This window comes from Mesorhizobium sp. M0060, from assembly GCF_040323155.1.
GTDB lineage: Bacteria > Pseudomonadota > Alphaproteobacteria > Rhizobiales > Rhizobiaceae > Mesorhizobium.
The window spans coordinates 1-18,363 of the sequence record NZ_JAMYUP010000022.1 but is presented as its reverse complement, the minus strand read 5'-3'; the positions used below and the strand labels follow the sequence as shown (position 1 = coordinate 18,363).

Sequence of the window (18,363 nt, the reverse complement as noted above, 5' to 3'; positions counted from 1 at the left end):
TGATGCTCACCACCAACCGAACCGCCGAGCATCAGCGGGCATTTCCGGGGCCCTGCTGCGGTGATTCATCCAGATTATAATGTTTTGACCCACCTTGCTTAGCGCGGGACGGTCCAGCGCTCACAGGCGGAGTTGGTCAGGGTAACGCTTGCTAGAGCCTACAAGCTCATCCTTTAATCGCTGGCATTGCGGTGTGACCGTCGGCACGGGTCAAGGCATGCGCGATTGATGACGGCGGCTTGTCAACGAGAACGGGAGACGGCAGTGTTCTGACGTTGTCAATGAGCCGCGTTTGGCCGAGCCAAGCCGCTGCAAACAGGCGTGCCGGCCGATCCAGGCTTGTTATCGGTTGCAGGTCTGTCTCCCCGCGAAGTTCCAGGTATTCGACCTCACTATAGCCTGCAGACAGGATTGCTGCGCGTGCGTCGGCAAGCGTTGGCAGCACGGGAGAGCCGTTCACAAGCCGCTCCGCCGTCTTGAGCAGGACCGATGCGAGTTTCGGGGCGATCGCGCGCTCCGCTGGCGAGAGCCGGACATTGCGCGATGATAGAGCGAGACCATCGGCATCGCGAACTGTCGGACAAGGGACAATGGCGATCGGAATGTCCAGATCCTGGACCAGCCGCCAGATAAGCTGAAGCTGCTGGAAATCCTTTTCCCCGAAAAAAGCGAAATCAGCGCTGGTCTGCAGGAAGAGCTTGGCGACAACGATCGCCACTCCATCGAAATGCCCCGGCCGGAACGCGCCGCACAGGCCCTCGCTGACGCCGGACACCGACACGGTCGTGGCGAAGCCTGCCGGATACATCTCCGCCGCATCCGGAACATAGAGCAGATGCGCGCCGAGCGGAGCGAGCTTTGCCGCATCTTCGCTTTCGGTGCGGGGATAGGCGGCGAGGTCGCCGGCACGGTTGAACTGCTTCGGATTGACGAATAGCGTCACGATCACACGATCCGCCGTCTGGAGCGCCGAGCGGACGAGGCTCAAGTGCCCTTCATGCAGGGCGCCCATGGTCGGCACCACAGCGATGCTCGCGCCCGCGCGGCGCCAACGTGCAACAACGGCGCGAAGCTCGGCAACGGTGCGCACGATTGGCACGCTCATGCGGTTTCTCCTCCGGCAATGGCTTTTGGCCTATCGTGGAAGACATGCTCGGCCGCCGGAAAGCGCCCTTCCCGCACGTCGGCCGCATAGGCGGCAATCGCGGCATCCGCCTCCGAACCAAGTTCGGCATAGCGCTTGACAAATTTCGGACGAAAACCGGTGAACATGCCCAGAATATCGTCGACTACCAGAACCTGGCCGTCGCAGGCGGCGGAGGCGCCGATCCCGATGGTGGGAATCGTAACCTCCTCGGTTATTCTTCGTGCGAGCGGCTCGGGCATCTTTTCCAGCACAACGGAGAATGAACCGGATTCGGCAACAGCAACGGCGTCGCGCAAAATCCTGTCGCCGTCTTCGCCCCTGCCCTGGACCTTGTAGCCGCCAAACACATTGACCGATTGCGGTGTCAGCCCGACATGGGCCATGACGGGGATGCCACGGCTGGTCAAAAACCGGATCGTTTCGGCCATTGTCTCACCGCCCTCCAGCTTGACGGCGGCGCATCCGGTTTCCGCCATCAGCTGCGCGGCGTTGCGAAAGGCCTGTTCGCGGCCCTCCTCATAGGAGCCGAACGGCATGTCGACGACCATCAGCGCCCGTTCAAGGCCGCGGCGCACGGCCTTCCCATGCATGATCATCATCTCCAGCGTAACCCCTAGGGTTGACGTCAGGCCGTGAAGCACCATGCCGACGCTGTCGCCGACCAGGACCACGTCGCAATGCCCATCGGCGAGGCGCGCAACGGGCGTTGTATAAGCTGTTAAGCAGACAATTGGCTTCTTGTGCTTTCGGGCCGCAATGTCCGTCGGCGTCAGCGCCTTTGTTTCGACCGCCACACTCATCGGCACATTCCCTTGGGTCAAGTTCCAGCGGTGACGGTTTTGCATAGTTCTGTGCAGGTGCGAAGGCCAAAACCGCACTGCATCAGAAAAGTTTGTGCATCGCAAAGCAGCTCTCCGCAAAGCAAAGACAAAGGGCCAGCGTTCCTCTGCTTCGGTGATCCTGCGCCAGAACCGTGTTGCTGATCGATTGCGGGCGTACTGCCTGGCGGCATCGTGGGTGATCGCAGCGGTGTTGGCATTTTCCGCATATTAGCGATCCCTTGACTACCGTCAAAGCCGCTCCAGAATCATGGGGCATGGCTTGGGAAATTGCGGACATCAATATCGGCGATGAAGTGGCGATCACCGTGACGGTGCTGAAGCTGCTGGACGACGGAAGAGCTAGCGTCAGCATCCCCTCCTATGGTTTTCCGCATTCGATCCCTGCTCCTAAAAACTCCAAACCCGGTGACGAGCTACAGCTCACTGGCTCGGTCACGCGGGTCGACGAGGAAAATCGAAAGGTGACTGTGAAAGCTGGCGGGCTAATCACCGTGGATGCCGATACGATCACTGACTGGACGCCTGTTCGCCGCAAAAACATGGCGCTCAGAGATGAGGCGGATTAGCGAACGCAGATCAAAGCATGGATGCGGAGGACAAATCCGCAACGCCTGGCCGCCCCTGCCCTGGTACGCATGGCATCGAGGGACCTGCCCGGCCGGCGCGCTGCCGAGCGAGGAGGCTGTCTTGCTCTCTATGGCCAAGAGCCCATGCATGAGGGTAAGGCGCTTGCCAAGGCTATCATTGAAACAGTTGAACGGCTAACTGCTTGCGGGAAGGCAATCGCCGCCAGGTGACGCACTGTACGAAAATTACCAACTTCGTTAGCCGGGAACAAGCACTCCACATCAAACGTTTTTTGCGCGAAGACCGAACTCTCCTCTCTCCTTCGGGTCTGGCTGTAAAGGCCCGCTGCTCTGCACGGGCAGCGGGCCTGAGGGTTCGCATTATGCCGCAGCGCCAGCGTACCGCGCACCTGCCTTAGTCCTCACGATTTGGCTATTTGCCAGCGCGTTTTATCGGATTTGCGCAGACAAAGACCTCGACCCTTTAACCCAACGGGGCGAAATCCTGGCGGAAACGGTTGTGACGACTTTTCGAAATGCTCACACTGACGAACGCGAACTGCTGAAGGCAGTCAGGTCTCGTCGCGGAAATTGAGCAGAAAATTTCACCCGACCGACAAGGTCGGGCTTGACCCATTCGGCCATGGCCGGGAGTCCGTTTGCCGGCTGAAAGGCGGCGACGGCCTTGGCGAAGTTCTGGGAATGGCGACCGTCGATCAGGCCCTGCAAGAAGCGGGCGCGATCCAGAAGGATCTGCGCCTTCAGAAGCATCGATGTGCACCTAGCGGTTCTTTCGCACCCGGTCAGACCGGGGGACAATGCAATCCATGGGACTTGGTTTATGCCATTTCGGGGGACTTGGAAGCCGTGCGTATGGCCTTATGGACGTTGCGCTGCAGGTCCATGAACGCCGCACTCTCCATGACCTCCTCCCGGCGCGGGCGCTGAATATCGACATTGAAGGTTTGCATGATGCGTCCGGGGCCGATCCCCATCACGATGATACGGTCCGATAGGTACACAGCCTCCTCCACATCATGGGTGACGAAGAGGACTGTGAGCCTGTGCTCCTCCCAAATCTGAGTCAGCAGTTCCTGCATCTGATGCCTGGTCAAGGCATCGAGCGCGCCAAAGGGCTCGTCCATCAGAAGCATTTTGGGTCGATAAGAAAGCGCACGCGCTATGGCCACCCGTTGCTTCATGCCGCCCGAAAGCTCAGACGGATAGCGATTGGCGCTGTGCGGGAGCTTGACCAGATCGAGATGCTCGCGCGCGATTCTGCGGCAGGTCGCGCGATCATGACCCGCCGCCTTGAGGGCAAACTCGATGTTCTGCTGCGCCGTCAGCCAGGGAAGCAATGTGTAGGATTGGAAGACGACACCACGGTCGAGGCCAGGCTGCAGAATCGGCGCCCCATCGATGGTGAGATCGCCCGCGTCGAAATCCTGCAGCCCGGCCACGATCGACAGCAGCGTGCTCTTGCCGCAACCCGATGTACCCACCAGGGAGACGAACTCGTTGTCGGCAAGATCGAGATTGATATCCTGCAGCACTTCTGTGCGTCGTGCGCCCGTGCCGAAGCTCTTGTGGAGACCTTCAATCCGCAGTTTGGGCAAACTCATCGGCGGTGCCTCATTGCGCGTGGCCTTCCTGCCGGAACAGCACTTTTCCCAGCGCCTTCATAACCTGGTCGGTGATGAGACCAAGCACGCCCAGCAGCAGGATGTAGCCGATGATGGTGTTTGTCTGGAAATAGCGCTGGGACACGGTGATGCGGTAGCCGAGGCCGGATGTCGCCGCGACAAGTTCGGCCAGCACAAGCCAGGTCCATGCCCAGCCGAGGCTGATGCGCATCGTATCCCAGATGCCTGGCAAGGCGCTGGGAACCACGATGCGCGTCAGGATCTTGCGATCCGGCAAGCCGAGCGTCCTGCCAAGGCCAATGAAATCCGGGGGAACCCGTTTCACATTGTCCATGATCATCAACACCTGCTGGAAGAAAGTGCCGATGAAGATGATCAGGAATTTCTGGGCATCGCCTGTCCCCGACCACAGAATGGAGAGGGGCACGAAAGCGACCACCGGCATGTAACGGATGAAATCCACGAGCGGCTCGACGGCCGCTTCCCAGGTCCTGAAACTGCCGATCAGCACGCCAATGGGAATTGCCAGTGCCGAGGCGATGAGAAAGCCAATGGAAATACGATAGATCGAGGCCCTGAGATCCAGCCATAGCGTGCCGTCACTCGAAAGCTTGCCAAGCTGACTGACCACGCTAGCCGGTGACGGCAGAAAGATTGGTTTCACCAGGCCCAAGCCCGTTGCCGCCCACCAGGCCAGGCCGAGGCCGGCAAAGACGGCCACGGCTATGATCAGAAAACGCGAACGCGCGATGGGCGCGCCGATCCCGGAAGATCGGCGACGGTGCATCGGCTGTCTGACGGGCGGCTTCGCTGCTGAGCCAGACTGGGCCGCTTTGGTGGCACGCGGCTTGGACATTTGCGTTACCACCGCGACCCGGCCATCGTCATTCGGCGGCCTTGACGAATGACGGGTCGATCATCTGCTCGGGCGTTACATCGGCCTGAAGCAGGCCGGCGTTCTTGGCGGCAGCTTCGACGTCGACGAATGTCTTGGTGGAGAATTCGCCCGTCAGCGCATCCTTGTTCTCGGCTAAAGAATAGTAGCGCACGCCATCAAAGGCGGTGTTGAGGTCTTCGACGCTCGAGCCGACCGCCTTGGAGATGATGGCGCGGCCGTCGGGCGTGTCGGCCTTGTAAGCCTTAAGGGCAGCATCCCAGGTCTTGATCATGGCGAGCACCTGACCAGGCCGTGACTTGATCGCTTCATCGCTTACCACCAATACGTCGCTGATCAGCCCGGGATCTTCGCCTGCGGTGAAAAGGAGTTTAACGTCCTTGTTCTGGGCCATGGCTGCGGTGAGGTAAGGTTCGTAGGTCACCGCAACCGGAACCTGGCCGGCAATCAATGCGCTGCCGGCATTCGCCGCCGGCATCGGAACCGGTTGAACATCGGCGATGGACATGCCGTTCTTGGCGAGCGCATATTTGAGCAAAATATCGCTGGTCGTCCCTTCCTCGAAGGCGACCTGCTTGCCCTTGAGATCCTTGACCGAGGTTATGTCCTTGCCGGCGATCATAGCGTCGGCGGTCATGCTGACATCGAGCAGGAGCACAATCTTCACAGGCAGGCCGGCCGCGACCATGCCCATGGCCGTGTGGGTGGCGATGTTGGCGGCATCGAGCTGGCCGCTCGCCAGGGCGGCATTGATGTCCTTGTCTTCCGCGAAGTTCACAATCTGAACGTCCGACAGCCCGTTTGTCTTAAACAGGCCCTTGGCCTCGGCAATATGCCACTGGCCATATCCAAGCCAGGGCTCGATGCCCATCTTGAAGGTTCCTGCTTCGGGCGTCGTGGGAATGGTTGCATCGGCTGCAAAGGCTGCCGAGCTCGTGGTGAACCCGATGGCTACAGCCATCGCCAGCGCGCGAAGTTTTCCTGTTAGGTTACGCATCATCTTTGTTCCCCTTGATGATCAGACCGCGTTTTTTGAACCAGGCATTCGGTCTGTGAAGATGCAGGTTTGTGCCCTTACGGGACTGCACCCTGCCTGCCACTTCGTTGGAAGTGCAAGGATATTTCAACGTCAGCGGCCGCGGATGTCAAGGTGCAAATACATACATGCATATACAAGCTCCATGACCTGATTTCATGGCTGCGAAATATCTTGGCGTTGCCGTGCGCGAGCTCTCTTGCAGGCCGCTTTTAGCTGCCGTTGGCTCTCCGACGGTCACATGTGTCTCGAAGGGGAGTACCGGCTGCCCAGCGAATAACGGCTTCCTGCGTAAGTGAGCTTGCTGACCGTAGCCACCACCGCGCCCGTCCACGTCCGTCGATGCAGAAGAAGGCAACAACTGCCGAGATCGATCCTCAGATGCTGTGCCGTCTGGGAGTCGGCCGGAATTGCGGAAATGATGTGCTCGACCTCGGTCACGGGCGTTTTCTGCATGAGATAGTCAAAGGTCGTCGTCTTGGAGAAGTCCTGCTTGTCATAATCCGGTATCAGGCTCGGATTGACGAAACGCTCTTCCAGTTGCACAGGCAGGTCGTTTTCGAAGTTGATGACAATGGAATGGTAGATCGGCACGCGCTTTGTGAACTCGAACGAAAGCGCGAGGTCTTTTGTCGGCATCATCGTTTCGAGGACGAGAACGTCCGACCTGTGCCTATTGCCCCGCTCGACAATCTCGGCTGCGATGTTGTTGATCTCGATCAGGGCCGATTGTGGCCGAGGTGGCGCGATGAACGTCCCAACGCCCTGGAGCCGGATCAGAAATCCCGCTGACGTCAGCTCTCGCAAGGCACGGTGGACGGTCATCCGCGACACGCCCAGCGTGGCCACAAATTCGTTTTCAGACGGCAGCTTTCGGTCCTTGCTCCATCGGCCGTTTCCGATGTTCGTCAAGATGTAGTCCTTGACCTTCTCGTAGAGAGGGCTGGCCGTATCGGGCAAAGTGATCATTTCAAAAGTCTCTCGCGCAACGATCATAAATCATGCTTGCTCGGCAGGTTGCCGTATCCGGACAATCGTCTTCAAGCCATCGCTCTGCCCGGCCAAGAGCCGGTCATAGGCTTCGGGAATTTCATCCAGGCCTATCTCGCGGTCGATCAGTTCGATCATGGGCCCGGTCAATTCGCCGAGCATCCTGACGGCCTCGGGAAGCTCATCTGCAAAGGCGTGACATCCCAGCAATGAGATTTCGCGTTCAACCAGAATGTTGGGATCAATATCGAGGCGCCCATGGAATATGCCAACCATCGCAACCGTACCGCCGGGATCGAGCACGCTAATTATCTGGCTGAATGCCGCAATGCTGCCGGTCGCCTCGATGGCAGCGAGCAAGGGGGCATTGGCGGTAGCCGCAGCAATGGCAGCCCGGTTCAAATCGACAATCTTGGCACCGGTTACCTGCGCCACCCGGGCGCATCGGCCCTGGTTGCGATCCGTGACGAGCACGGTACCCGGGAACGTTCGAGAAAGCAGCAGTGCGGCAAGACTGCCGATCGTGCCGCAGCCGACGACTAGAACGGAGCTGGCCTTTATCGGCAGACGCCGCACCGCGTGCAGCGCGACCGCCAGCGGCTCGGCCATAGCCGCGACCCGTGCGTCGAGCGCGGCATCAACGATGTGCAACAGGCGTGCAGGCAAAACGGCCTGTTCGGCAAATCCGCCGTCACATATTTCGCCGACAAACCCCAGAGAAGCGCAAAGATGCCGTCTCCCACCACGACACTGGGCGCATTCTGCGCACCAGAAACGCGAGTCGGCGACCACCCTGTCGCCAATGGCGACGGAGTCCACGCCGGCCCCGATGGCGATCACGGTTCCTGTCAGTTCGTGGCCCGCCGTCGAAGGCGATCGGCTTATCCATTGGCCCGTCCGGAAATTGTGCAGATCAGAGCCGCAAATGCCTGCAGCATCGATGCTCAGCTTCACCCAACCTGGATCCGGATCTCCTGGTGGGGCGACATCTTCCACGCGCAAGTCACCTGGTCCATAAAGTCGTGCGGCCTTCATTGTGGTCGTCCCCCGTCAGTCGGCGAGATAGCGATCGCGGATCTCCGAGACGGCATTTTCGTGGGAGCTGAACCCTTCGTAGCGGGCGAGCCTGCGCGCGTGGAGGGCGAGTTCCGGATAGGCGGCCGAGGTGACGTAGCCCACCGAGGATCGCTTGACGAAATCCGTCACGGAAAGCGGTCCGAAGGTTCGCGCCCACCGGCTGGTCGGAAGCACCGCATTGGGTCCAAGGACAAAATTGGCCAGCGTCACTGGGGTATGCGGGCCCATGAGGATTTCGGCGGCTTCGGTGATGCGTCCAAGATGCGCAAATGGCTCCCTTGACAGGATCTCGAGATGCTCGGGCGCATAGTCATTGATGAAGCGGTAGCTGTCTTCCAACGATGCGGTGAGCACAATGCCGCCGCGTTTTCCGGTCAGCACCGCGCGCGAGAACTCTACGCGCTGCTCTGTCATCCGGGACCAATGTTGCGGGATAGCAGCAATTGCGGCTTCGGCAACCTTGCGGCTGTGCGTCACAAGATAGGCTGACGAATCCGGCCCGTGCTCGGCTTCGATCAATAGGTCAAGAGCGGCAAGGCCGCCATCCACGCTGTCATCTGCAAAGATGATCGCTTCGGATGGGCCGGCCGGAAGACCCGTGTTGATGATCGGAGCCAAGAGGCTCTTTGCCGCCACCACCCATGGGCTGCCGGGGCCGACGATCTTGACGGCTGGCTTGACCGTCTCCGTGCCATAGGCGACCGCGGCGACTGCCTGGGCGCCGCCACATTTGTACACGGTCTCGACGCCGGCGAGGCGAGCCGCGACCAAGGTGGCTTCGTCTACCGAACCGTCGGATGTCGCAGGTGTCACGATCGCGATCTGAGGCACGCCGGCAATCACCGCCGGCACCGACGTCATCATCGTGACCGAGGGGAAGGCACCCTTGCCGCGCGGAACGTAAAGCGCAACCGAGGCGATCGGGGTGTACCTGTCGCCCGCATAAGCGCCCGGCCGCACCTCCTTGAGCCACATCGCCTCCGGCCGCTGCTCCTCATGGAACCGCCGGATATTCTCGATGCCGAACGCGATGCTCGCAACGACGTCTTTTTCAACCTTAGCAAATGCCGCCTTGAACTCTGCCTCCGTAACCTTCAGCTCACCGTCAGCCACATTGGCTTTGTCGAACTCCCGCGCGAACCGGATCAAAGCTGCGTCACCTTCATCCTTGACGGCTTGGATGATTGGACGGGCCTTCTCGATGAAGGATGACAGATCTGCTTCGGCGCGTTTGAGCAAACTGGCCCGCTGATCGGCACTGATGGATGACAGGTCGTGGAAGCTGACGTCGGACATGGCTGCTCCTTCTGTTAGAACGAAACGATTGCTAGCGCTGGTCGGTCACCACTCTGGAATGCGTTGGCACAGACAGTTTTGATCGGAAAGTTTGTATCACCCTCCCAGGCGAAGCAGCCCATGGACTCAGATCGACGCGAGGAAGCCTCCATCGACCGGGATGGACTGGCCGGTGATGTAGGCGGACGCATCGGAAGCGAGGAACACCGCGATTCCATGTAGGTCCGAGAGGTTGCCAAAACGGCGCTGCGGGATTTTGGCGAGCATGGATTGCTGCCATGTTTGGTCGCTGTAGAACACGTCTGTCATTGCCGTCCTGAAGTAGCCGGGGGCGATGGCGTTGACCCGGATTCCAAGATCCGCCCACTCAGCTGCGAGAGCACGGGTCATGCCGAGGAGGCCTGACTTTGACGAGCCATACGGCACCGCTGTGGGAACGCCGACCTCAGATGTCAGCGAGCACAGATTGATGATTGCGCCGGAACGTCCGGCGTCTCTCATTTGTCGCGCAGCGGCCTTGGCGCAGAAGAACGCTCCTTTGAGATTCGTGTCGACGATCCTGTCCCAAAGCGCCTCGTCGACATCAAGCGAAGGCCGAACCTCTTCAGTCCCGGCATTGTTGACAAGAATATCGAGGCCACCGAGCAGTCTGCTCGCCTCGGCTATTGCCGCCTCGCACTGCTCCACGTCTGTGACGTCCAAGCGGATGGCATATGCGGCGCCGCCGGCTGCGCTGACGGCCGCGGTAGTCTCCTCAAGGGAGCTCAGCTTGCGGGCCGCAACTGCGACGTCGGCGCCAGCCGCACTCAGGGCTTCTGCGATGCTGCGCCCAATACCGCGGCTTGCGCCGGTTACAAGCGCTTTCCTGCCCGACAGGTCGAAGAGAGAAGCGTTGCGCATGCTATCCTCCGTCGTGTTGCGGCTCGCCTTTCACCGAGCCTATCCGAACCAGACTTACCTATACAAGCATATACATCATTGTTTTCAAAACCCGTTGCGGCAGCAGGGTTAGCCGACGTGCGCCCCAGCCTTGACTCGCCGTTGGAGACAATCCCTGCATGGCATTTTTGGCCAATGTCCTTCAAATAGGACGGCCTCCCCGGCAGGCGCCCAGCTGACCTTGTTCGGGAGAGCGCTAGGGCGTATTGGGACGCCACCGGGCCGGCTGCGGTCGCTCCAGTGTAAGAGTGCCATCGGGAACGGTTGATGGAGCGCGCAGTAAACCACGACGCGATGAGTGCGGTTGGTTATACCACCCCCTGGAGCGCCAAAGCGGGCCAGCAGGTCAGCCTCAGCCTGTCTTGCGATCGGCCGATAAAGAGCACGCGGATCTGCCAGATTGACAAACCAGCCACCGAATTCCTCGACTGGCCGATCCAAGCGGCAGGTGAACCACAGCATCGGCTGTTCGATCATGGCTCGTTCCTGCGCGTGCCGGCCGGCGAACTCGCCAAAGTGCAATCGGTCCACGGCATTCATTTTGAACTGTTCCTCACCCGCAACTGCGGGGAACGCACGATCGTGGAAGCGGGCATCCTCAGACTATGCGTGCGCGACGGCGTGTTTGTCCTGAAAATCGCCGATCAGATCTCGTCTACGGACGAGAAAGTGCCAAGCGGTGTTTGGCTAGCCGTTGAACTTGACCTGCGGCACGAGCGGTTGTGCTTGTGCATCAGATCACTCGATCTGCTTGCGCCGTACGAAATCCATGAACGTCTCGGCAGCCCTGTGCGGGATCTGCAAGGGGACGGAATCTATTTCGGCGTATGCGCGTCCCGAAACGAGCCGACGCTCAACGCGAAGTTTGCGGCAATCCGACTCGACACGCCGCAGGGCACCATCGCGTGGAATTTCCCACCGCTCCTGTCAACGGAGCCTATGTGGTCGTCAGGCGGAACTGATCCGCTGGTCCTCGACGTGATCAATCAACCAACTTTTTGCATGACTTCGACGCGCTGGGATGGATCGAGCTTTGACCCTCGGCTCGTGCCGTCGCACTACGATGCTATCCATTGCCACGACGACGACATCGGTCCGCTTCGATGGCCGGTCTCCCATCGGGTAACGGTCCCTGACAACGCTCGCCCGGGCGTCTATGCGTTTCAAATCGAATGGGACGGTGGCTTTGAACGGGTGGTGTTTTTCGTTACCTCTTCACGCGCACTGGCACGGCTCCTGTACCTCGTGCCGACGGCCACCTATCTCGCCTATGCGGACGAATACCTTCCGACCCATCTCTATCCTTGGAAATGCGACGATCGGGGGCATCGCTTCGCGATCGCCAACAACCTAAAATCGCTTTACGACTACCACTCCGATCTCAGCGGCGTGTCCATCTGCTCTTACAAAAAGCCGAAGGTCACCGTCCGGGACGATTACAATTATCCACTCTGCGGCTGCCCGCACAACTTGCCGGTCGATCTGCACTTCCTCAGATTCTGCCACGAACATGGAATCGCGTTTGACGTCGTAACCGATCACGATTTGCACGAATGCGGCATAGACGGTCTGCGAGGATATCAAGCAGTCATAACGGGCAGTCATCCGGAATATATGTCGGTCGAGATGGAGCAGGCGCTGCGGCAGTTTGCGTCCGAAGGCGGCAGCATCGCCTATCTCGGCGGAAACGGCTTTGCCGGAACTGTGGCTTTCAAGGACGATTTGATGGAGCTGCGGCGCTCGCCGCTGGAGGCCGGCCGCACATGGGACGGCCCAGTCGCTGAACAGTCGCTTTCGATCACCAACGAACCAGGAGGCTATCTCCGATCCCGCGGCCGAGGCGAATTCTCACTGATCGGTGGCGCAATCTCGCTGATGGGCTTTGAAGGCGCGCGGCCCTTCACGCGTACAGAAGAGAGCTACGAAGAGGAATGCGCATGGCTGTTCGAGGGTGTTGAAAATCAGACCTTCGGGTCGGAGGGCATCGTGCTGGGCGCGGCTGCGGGCTACGAAGTGGATGCGACAGATCCTGCGCTCGGCACCTCCCCTGACACTGTCGTAGTCGCGCGTGCGACAGGTTTTCCCGATAGTTTTTTTCAGGATCCGACGCGCTGGTACGAAGGCGGGGATCCGGAACGTGCCCGCCGTCGGTGCGCTGAAATGACGTTACGACACCTGGCAACAGGCGGGCTGATCTTTTCGGCAAGCTCGGTCGCTTGGTGCGGGGCGCTCCCAGTTGCAGGCGCCATGAACGATGTGGGGACGATCACGCTCAATCTACTAAACTATCTCGCGGCTCCGCATGACAAAGCAAGGACATTTGCCTCTTCCAAGCTAAGGTTCGCACAATGACGCGATCGATCTGGCTGACGTCGGAGCACATCTGAGCGAGCCCATCGACCGAGTTGGCGATTCAATCGACATCACCCGACGCGGCAAGCTGGCCGCACGACTGAGCAATTCGACCAGACCTCGCAAGCGGATCGATAAAGCCCTGCTTCACTCGTTCTTGCCGCACCGTTTGCAACTCATTTTGCTCCCGACCAACTCAGCCCCAATGGCAATGGCGCCATCGGTGATTCCAGTCGCGCCCTGCCCCGCCGACCTTTGAGGCATTTCGGGTTCGCCTCCTGATCGGCGGCCGGCATCGGCAAGAGAGATCGGCAATCAATATCGGCAATTATGCTGACTTATGGTCTCGAATGCCTTACATTGCCGGCAATTGAGAAACTATAGAGATCGGCAAAGAATGGTTGAAACCCCTGCCCGCATCGAGCCACTGTTTTTTGACGACGCGGTTCCGACCGTCCTGGCAGATCTCGCGATCGAGCTGCAGAAGGCCGCCGATGAACTCGGCCGAGGCCTGCATCCGGAATCGGCCGCCGAACTGGCCGATCTCGTGCGCGTCATGAATTCTTACTATTCGAATTTGATCGAAGGCCACAACACCCGACCTCGAGATATCGAGAGTGCATTGGCCGGAGCCGAGATTGATCCCGAACGCCGTCCTCTCGCCTTGGAGGCCAAGGCCCATGTCGAAGTTCAGAGGATGATTGATGGTCTCGGTTTGCGTGGGGAACTGCCGAGCCCGACTTCGATCGATTTCATCCGGTGGGTTCATCGCGCCTTCTACAACGAGATGCCAGAGGAATTCCGGTTCATCGACAATCCTGACGGCACCAAGGCCGAGATCGTGCCCGGCGAGTTTCGGTTGTCCGCAGATCATGATGTCGTTGTCGGGCGCCATCAGCCGCCATCGTCTGACAGGATGGTGGTCTTTATGGAGTATTTCCAGAAACGGTTTGCGATGGCCGAAAGGCAGGCCAGCCTGCGGATCATTGCGATTGCGTCAGCTCATCATCGCCTCAATTACATCCACCCGTTCCCAGACGGCAACGGCCGCGTCAGTCGGCTGATGTCTCACGCCATGGCGCTCAAGGCCGGGATCGGCGGCAATGGCCTGTGGTCGATATCTCGTGGTCTCGCTCGTGGGCTGAAAGATCGGGGCGAATACAAGCGCATGATGGATCACGCCGACAGCCGAGGAAATCTTTCGGAATCAGCACTCAAGGATTTCGTCGAATGGTTCCTGACAGTCGCGCTCGACCAGGTGCGGTTCTCGACCACGATGTTCAACCTCGGACGGCTCGAGGCTCGCTACCGCGCCCTGGTGAAGGAAATCGTCGACGACAAACGCGCACCTGATCTGGTGGCGGCAGTATTGCGGCACGGTAGGCTGCCCCGTGGCGAGGCCAATTTCGTGCTGAAGACATCCGAGCGCACGGCACGGAACACGTTGTCGGATCTCGTCGACCGCGGTTTCCTGAAGTCTGACACTCCGAAGACACCGGTGCGGATCGCTTTTCCTCTCGATTTCAGGGAACGGCTGTTTCCGAATCTCTTCACCGATGCCGAAGTCAATGTCCCCAAACCGCCCTCACTGTCTTTCAGGTGAGTGGAATTGTAGCAAGTTGGAGCATCGGGAGGGCCGCTTGCGGCACCCCAATTATGTCAATAGATTGCGATTCTATCGACATAATTTGACGACATGTCGCTGTCGACGACATATCCCGCCCGACATGCCGATCGCATGAGGATTGACCGACCGTTTCGCCCCTACAACGACCTCTTACGCTCGACGCATCTTCGTCGGGCCAAAGCTTCCCCCAACCTGAGGCTCGTCGCTGAAGGCCGCAAGGTATCTGTCACGACATAGCGTGCCGGCGAAGCTCCACCCTTGCGACGGGGATTCGTTGTAAGCCGATCAGACGCGCGAGAACTTACCCTCGGTGCGGGTCTCGACCAGGCTCGACGTTCGTCGGTAACTGCCTACTACGAGTCAAGGTCGTAGGGCTCGTGGCCCAGTTCGTTGTGATGAAGCGCCTCTGCCATACACCTGATGTCGAACGCCTGACCGCACGCCGGGCAGACGACGAAATACTCCTCCTCCCGAAGTGGCGATGCATCGTGGTCTTGGGGGATGACGATGTCATTGTATTCGTCGGGCATTGGGTCCTCCGGCAACGCGGCCCGCCATGCTGGAACGCCTGCCGGCAGGATTTGTTTCAAAGTTACTGCGCCTAAGAAGAAGCCCTGGGCATCGATCGTGGCCCTATGTCGGTTTCGCTGACAATAATCTTGCCGAGGCCCGCCGCTCCGATGAAAGGTGATCTGATGGGCATCAGCTGCGCAAATAGCTCCGAAATCGGGCACCGGGGTTGGGCTGTTGAAGCGCCTGTCTTGCCCGGCAGCTCATTCAGTCGCTGGCGGCGCTGGCGGGACATCGTCGGCTATTTCTTGCCTGAGCCTTGGTCCTTTGCTGAGCCGGCGACCGAGCGCATCGACGAAATTGTCATAACGCTGCAAACCCTTCGCGCAGGCTTCGGCCTGAGCGGATTCCGGCAAGTCTGGGGTCGAGTTGAGCCAAAACCGGACGAACAATGCTAGCGTCTCAATAGCAATTCCGACGTCACGCTCGACACGCTGCACGCGTCGATCGATCTGGTCGAGGCGGCGAGTTATCGCCGCTTGCTTCCGCTCTTCGGCATCCGGCGACAGAAACGATGCGAGTGCAGCCTCGGCGACCAGTGACAGCGAGACCTCGCGCAGCCCAGCGTAATCAGCCTGTGCGTTCATCACGTCAGGATCAAGATAGGCAGAGAGATGTTTTTTCTTGGCGTTCTTCATGGGCTCAAAGCTCAATGCCATCACTGGGGTCAAGAGCGGCCTGACGTGCTGCGCGTCTCATGGCTTGATCGACACTGCGACGACGTACGGCGTCATCGTCGGGCTCGTCCCTGTCGAGGTCGAACTCGTCGTCGCGCTGCGTTGTTCACTCCGCTGCGATGTCCTCGTGTTCGGGAAGCTCGGGTTGACGGCGGATGCCGCCGTTGGCCGGATCGTCGTCCTGCTGATCGGTGGCGGACCTCGCTTCTTGAGAAATGCCCTCCTGCTTCGTGAGACCCGTCGTGCCGGTCCAGTCGTCAGAGCGTTCAGTTTTCAAGCTCTCGCCGTCTTTCGGTGGCGGCAGGACACGCTCGGTAAGCCGCTGATCGGCGAAGTAGCGTGCCTTCTTCGCTCGGATTGGGAACTGGCCCGAGATCATGACGATTGCGTCGGTGGGCCTCGCCCGGAGTCATCAGAGCGCGCGCCGTTTCCTGCCACGACACCATCAGATGCCCGAGCCAGGGCGACAGTCTGTGCCCCGCATAGTTCTTCATGGCGCGCAACTCGGTCGCGGTCCCCAGAGAGTCTGAGACGCGCTTGTCTCCAGCTTGAACCCTTTGATAGCGCCCAATTAGTTTCGATTCTGTCGCTGGCCTGCATCAAGAGGTGTGCTGCCACTTGATCCCCAAAGCAGAGCAAGCTGGCGTCATTGTCCCTCCGATCTGGCGCTGCTGGGCCGCGTCTTCGATCGGTTGGAAGTTGAGGGCCAATCCAGGCGGCCAACATGTAGCTCACACATTCACGGCCGCGACGCTGGTCGCGCGAATAAATGATGGGCCTCGTCGAAAACGGCCCTTGGGAGGACCCGAAGGTCGCTTGCTTCGTAGGGGAGATGCTCGAGATACTGCGTCGTCAGCCGGGCAACCACTTGCGCTTGGGCCAGGTCGCGACGGCGCTTGATTGGCTCGCGGTCAGCTCGTTTTGAGACCCAAAATTTGTGAGCGGCAAAAATACGCGGATCGGGAACCACGAGCCGTAACGGTCCGCCTTTTTCATCGATGGCGATTGCTTCGAAAGCAGGGGCATTTTCCAACCATGCCAGGCCGGCGATCTCGGCGGCCACCAATTCGTCGTCGGCCTTCCCGATAGTTTCCCGGCTCGGCTTCCACGCCGGGTTTGCGAGCGGCTTGATCAGATCGACGAGGTATCCGTCGCGGTTCACCGCGCGGAACGTAGCGGATGAACGCTCGAAAGACCGATCGACCTTGCGCAAAAGGTTGATGAGCGCTCCATCTTCGACGTTGGCGCCAGACATGATCCTGAGGGACTGGCGCGAGTCCATGAGGAGATCGATATCTTGCGTCGATGTGATTCCGGGATCCACGAACACTCCCGCCGACGCCTCATAGGCGTAGATCGCATTCGTGCCTGCAATACGAATGCCTTCCCCGAGAAGACCGGCGTTATCGATTGCTCTGACAATTCTTGCGGCGATCAGGGGAACACGCCCAAGCCGGAGCGCGCGATTGACAGCAGATTGGCGCTCCATCAGCTCCTGTCGCGCAGAGAGCGTTTCTTGGGCGGACGCGCGAGCGGCTTCCCAATCCGCCTTGACAGCTTCGCTCGCCGGCGAGCGCCGACCCTCTGCCTTTTGGTGTCGTACGCCAGCGGCGTCGTAGTAGCTTCGCATCAAATGGTCGATGCCGTTCACGGTGTGCCAGACGAGGGATCCCCGAAAGCTCTTCGCCTTCCTTTGGGCCTCTTTGAGCGCAATGAAACGTTGGTCGGAATTGACTTTTTCCCGACGCTGATCGTTATTTAATTCAACAAAATCAGTCAATTCAACAGTTACCCTGTGTTTAACTCGGATCTGTTGCATGACACAATAGGCGGCGGAGCGGCCGATTGCAACAGCTCTCACGCGATTCCATTGCGACTGTTGAAGTGGCTGTATCAACTGAAAAATATGACGACAGCTTTTCTACGACAGCGCAGTCGAAGCAAAAGCGCCGCTCGAAGGCGGCCTTCGCTGGTTCTCTTCGATCCGCAGACCGGGCGTAAGCGCCACGCCGCTCCCCTCGTGCGGGGCATGAGGTGAATGTGCGAAGAATCCTCCCGATCGCGAGAGACGGAGGGCCTACGTGGGAGCAGACGGCAAAATGGACGTCGATTTGGACGTCCCAACAGCTGGCTACGCAGGCCGGCTCGAGGTTCTGGACGGTCCGACGGGACGGCGGGTTCGCTCGGAGGCCGAGAGAGCCCGGATTGCGGCCGAGAGCCTGATGCCGGGGGTGCAGGTGGCGGCGGTCGCACGCAAGCATGGTGCGACCCGCTGGCAGGTCTACGATTGGCGGCGTCGCCTTCGTCAGGGGCAACTGGCACTGCCGGAAAGCATGGCGCCGATGTTCGCGCAGTTGATGGTGGACGACTCATCGGTGCCTCAGCGGAGGATGAGGCCATCGAAATCGACGCCGGCGAAGGTGGAGATCGTGATCGACGACATGGTGATCCGAACGGCGGTTGACCTCGAACAGCTGTCGCAGGTGATCCGAGCGGTTCGGGCCTCGCGATGATTGCACCGGGCAACGATCTGAAGATCTACGTGGCGACCCGGCCGGTTGACTTCCGGCGCGGCATGGACGGATTGGCATTGGCTGTGCAGGAGATGCTAGGCCTCGACCCGTTCTGTGGGGCAGCCTTCGTGTTCCGGGCCAAAAGGGCTGACAGGATCAAGATTTTGGTGTGGGATCGCACCGGCCTTGTGCT

Annotated in this window: 19 protein-coding genes; 5 read left to right on the top strand and 14 right to left on the bottom strand. The window is 59.7% G+C overall.

Annotation, left to right across the window (positions count from 1 at the left end; translation table 11 throughout):
* Nucleotides 1-166: 166 nt before the first annotated feature.
* Together panC and panB are read right to left on the bottom strand one after the other, a co-directional pair.
* Nucleotides 167-1,105 carry a pantoate--beta-alanine ligase gene (panC, locus tag NKJ94_RS20970; RefSeq protein ID WP_352527412.1) on the bottom strand — a complete coding sequence of 313 codons (939 nt, stop codon included), beginning with the start codon at nt 1,103-1,105 and terminating at the stop codon, nt 167-169.
* Nucleotides 1,102-1,947, bottom strand: coding sequence for a 3-methyl-2-oxobutanoate hydroxymethyltransferase (gene panB / locus NKJ94_RS20965; RefSeq protein ID WP_352527411.1), 846 nt, complete (start codon nt 1,945-1,947; stop codon nt 1,102-1,104). Before panB ends, panC begins: the two co-directional genes overlap by 4 nt.
* 296 nt (nt 1,948-2,243) lie before the next feature.
* Between panB and NKJ94_RS20960 the strand changes: the two genes are divergently transcribed.
* Nucleotides 2,244-2,555, top strand: coding sequence for a hypothetical protein (locus NKJ94_RS20960; RefSeq protein ID WP_352527410.1), 312 nt, complete (start codon nt 2,244-2,246; stop codon nt 2,553-2,555).
* Nucleotides 2,556-3,095: 540 nt separating this feature from the next.
* Here NKJ94_RS20960 and NKJ94_RS20955 read toward each other — a convergent pair.
* From NKJ94_RS20955 to NKJ94_RS20920, 8 genes are all read right to left on the bottom strand, one after another.
* A complete protein-coding gene (locus NKJ94_RS20955) occupies nt 3,096-3,326 on the bottom strand; it encodes a peptidoglycan-binding domain-containing protein (protein WP_352527409.1) in 231 nt (76 codons plus the stop codon).
* 68 nt (nt 3,327-3,394) lie between these two features.
* Nucleotides 3,395-4,177 (bottom strand): ABC transporter ATP-binding protein, encoded by a 783-nt coding sequence (locus tag NKJ94_RS20950; protein ID WP_352527408.1) that lies wholly within the window; start codon nt 4,175-4,177, stop codon nt 3,395-3,397.
* Between the two features lie 10 nt (nt 4,178-4,187).
* Nucleotides 4,188-4,985: an ABC transporter permease gene (locus NKJ94_RS20945; RefSeq protein WP_352527407.1), complete on the bottom strand. Its 798-nt coding sequence runs from the start codon at nt 4,983-4,985 to the stop codon at nt 4,188-4,190.
* A gap of 97 nt (nt 4,986-5,082) precedes the next feature.
* On the bottom strand, nt 5,083-6,093 hold the full coding sequence (locus tag NKJ94_RS20940; RefSeq protein ID WP_502896204.1) for an ABC transporter substrate-binding protein: 1,011 nt from the start codon (nt 6,091-6,093) through the stop codon (nt 5,083-5,085).
* A 273-nt stretch (nt 6,094-6,366) separates the two neighbouring features.
* A complete protein-coding gene (gene hutC, locus NKJ94_RS20935) occupies nt 6,367-7,098 on the bottom strand; it encodes a histidine utilization transcriptional repressor HutC (protein ID WP_352527527.1) in 732 nt (243 codons plus the stop codon).
* 30 nt (nt 7,099-7,128) lie between these two features.
* Complete coding sequence (locus NKJ94_RS20930) at nt 7,129-8,154, bottom strand: zinc-dependent alcohol dehydrogenase (RefSeq protein ID WP_352527406.1); 1,026 nt, start codon at nt 8,152-8,154, stop codon at nt 7,129-7,131.
* 15 nt (nt 8,155-8,169) lie between these two features.
* The gene (hisD, locus tag NKJ94_RS20925) at nt 8,170-9,492 is read right to left on the bottom strand and encodes a histidinol dehydrogenase (protein ID WP_352527405.1); all 1,323 of its coding nucleotides are present in this window, start codon (nt 9,490-9,492) and stop codon (nt 8,170-8,172) included.
* 126 nt (nt 9,493-9,618) lie between these two features.
* Nucleotides 9,619-10,392 carry an SDR family NAD(P)-dependent oxidoreductase gene (locus NKJ94_RS20920; protein WP_352527404.1) on the bottom strand — a complete coding sequence of 258 codons (774 nt, stop codon included), beginning with the start codon at nt 10,390-10,392 and terminating at the stop codon, nt 9,619-9,621.
* 306 nt (nt 10,393-10,698) lie between these two features.
* On the opposite strand from NKJ94_RS20920, the gene NKJ94_RS20915 reads away from it, so the two are divergent.
* On the top strand, nt 10,699-12,783 hold the full coding sequence (locus tag NKJ94_RS20915; RefSeq protein ID WP_352527403.1) for a N,N-dimethylformamidase beta subunit family domain-containing protein: 2,085 nt from the start codon (nt 10,699-10,701) through the stop codon (nt 12,781-12,783).
* 397 nt (nt 12,784-13,180) lie between these two features.
* Nucleotides 13,181-14,386, top strand: coding sequence for a Fic family protein (locus tag NKJ94_RS20910; RefSeq protein WP_352527402.1), 1,206 nt, complete (start codon nt 13,181-13,183; stop codon nt 14,384-14,386).
* 377 nt (nt 14,387-14,763) lie between these two features.
* Here NKJ94_RS20910 and NKJ94_RS20905 read toward each other — a convergent pair whose 3' ends face one another.
* The 4 genes from NKJ94_RS20905 to NKJ94_RS20890 form a co-directional block, all read right to left on the bottom strand.
* Complete coding sequence (locus NKJ94_RS20905; protein ID WP_156937418.1) at nt 14,764-14,940, bottom strand: hypothetical protein; 177 nt, start codon at nt 14,938-14,940, stop codon at nt 14,764-14,766.
* Nucleotides 14,941-15,183: 243 nt separating this feature from the next.
* Nucleotides 15,184-15,639, bottom strand: coding sequence for a CopG family transcriptional regulator (locus tag NKJ94_RS20900; protein ID WP_502904211.1), 456 nt, complete (start codon nt 15,637-15,639; stop codon nt 15,184-15,186).
* A 124-nt stretch (nt 15,640-15,763) separates the two neighbouring features.
* Complete coding sequence (locus NKJ94_RS37590) at nt 15,764-16,036, bottom strand: hypothetical protein (protein WP_502904210.1); 273 nt, start codon at nt 16,034-16,036, stop codon at nt 15,764-15,766.
* Nucleotides 16,037-16,396: 360 nt separating this feature from the next.
* Nucleotides 16,397-17,437 (bottom strand): GSU2403 family nucleotidyltransferase fold protein, encoded by a 1,041-nt coding sequence (locus NKJ94_RS20890; protein WP_352527401.1) that lies wholly within the window; start codon nt 17,435-17,437, stop codon nt 16,397-16,399.
* A 319-nt stretch (nt 17,438-17,756) separates the two neighbouring features.
* On the opposite strand from NKJ94_RS20890, the gene tnpA reads away from it, so the two are divergent.
* Both tnpA and tnpB read left to right on the top strand, forming a co-directional pair.
* Nucleotides 17,757-18,170 carry an IS66-like element accessory protein TnpA gene (gene tnpA / locus NKJ94_RS20885; RefSeq protein ID WP_352527400.1) on the top strand — a complete coding sequence of 138 codons (414 nt, stop codon included), beginning with the start codon at nt 17,757-17,759 and terminating at the stop codon, nt 18,168-18,170.
* The coding region (gene tnpB, locus NKJ94_RS20880; RefSeq protein ID WP_352527399.1) for an IS66 family insertion sequence element accessory protein TnpB at nt 18,167-18,363 on the top strand (197 nt) is incomplete at its 3' end. The genes tnpA and tnpB, both read left to right, overlap by 4 nt.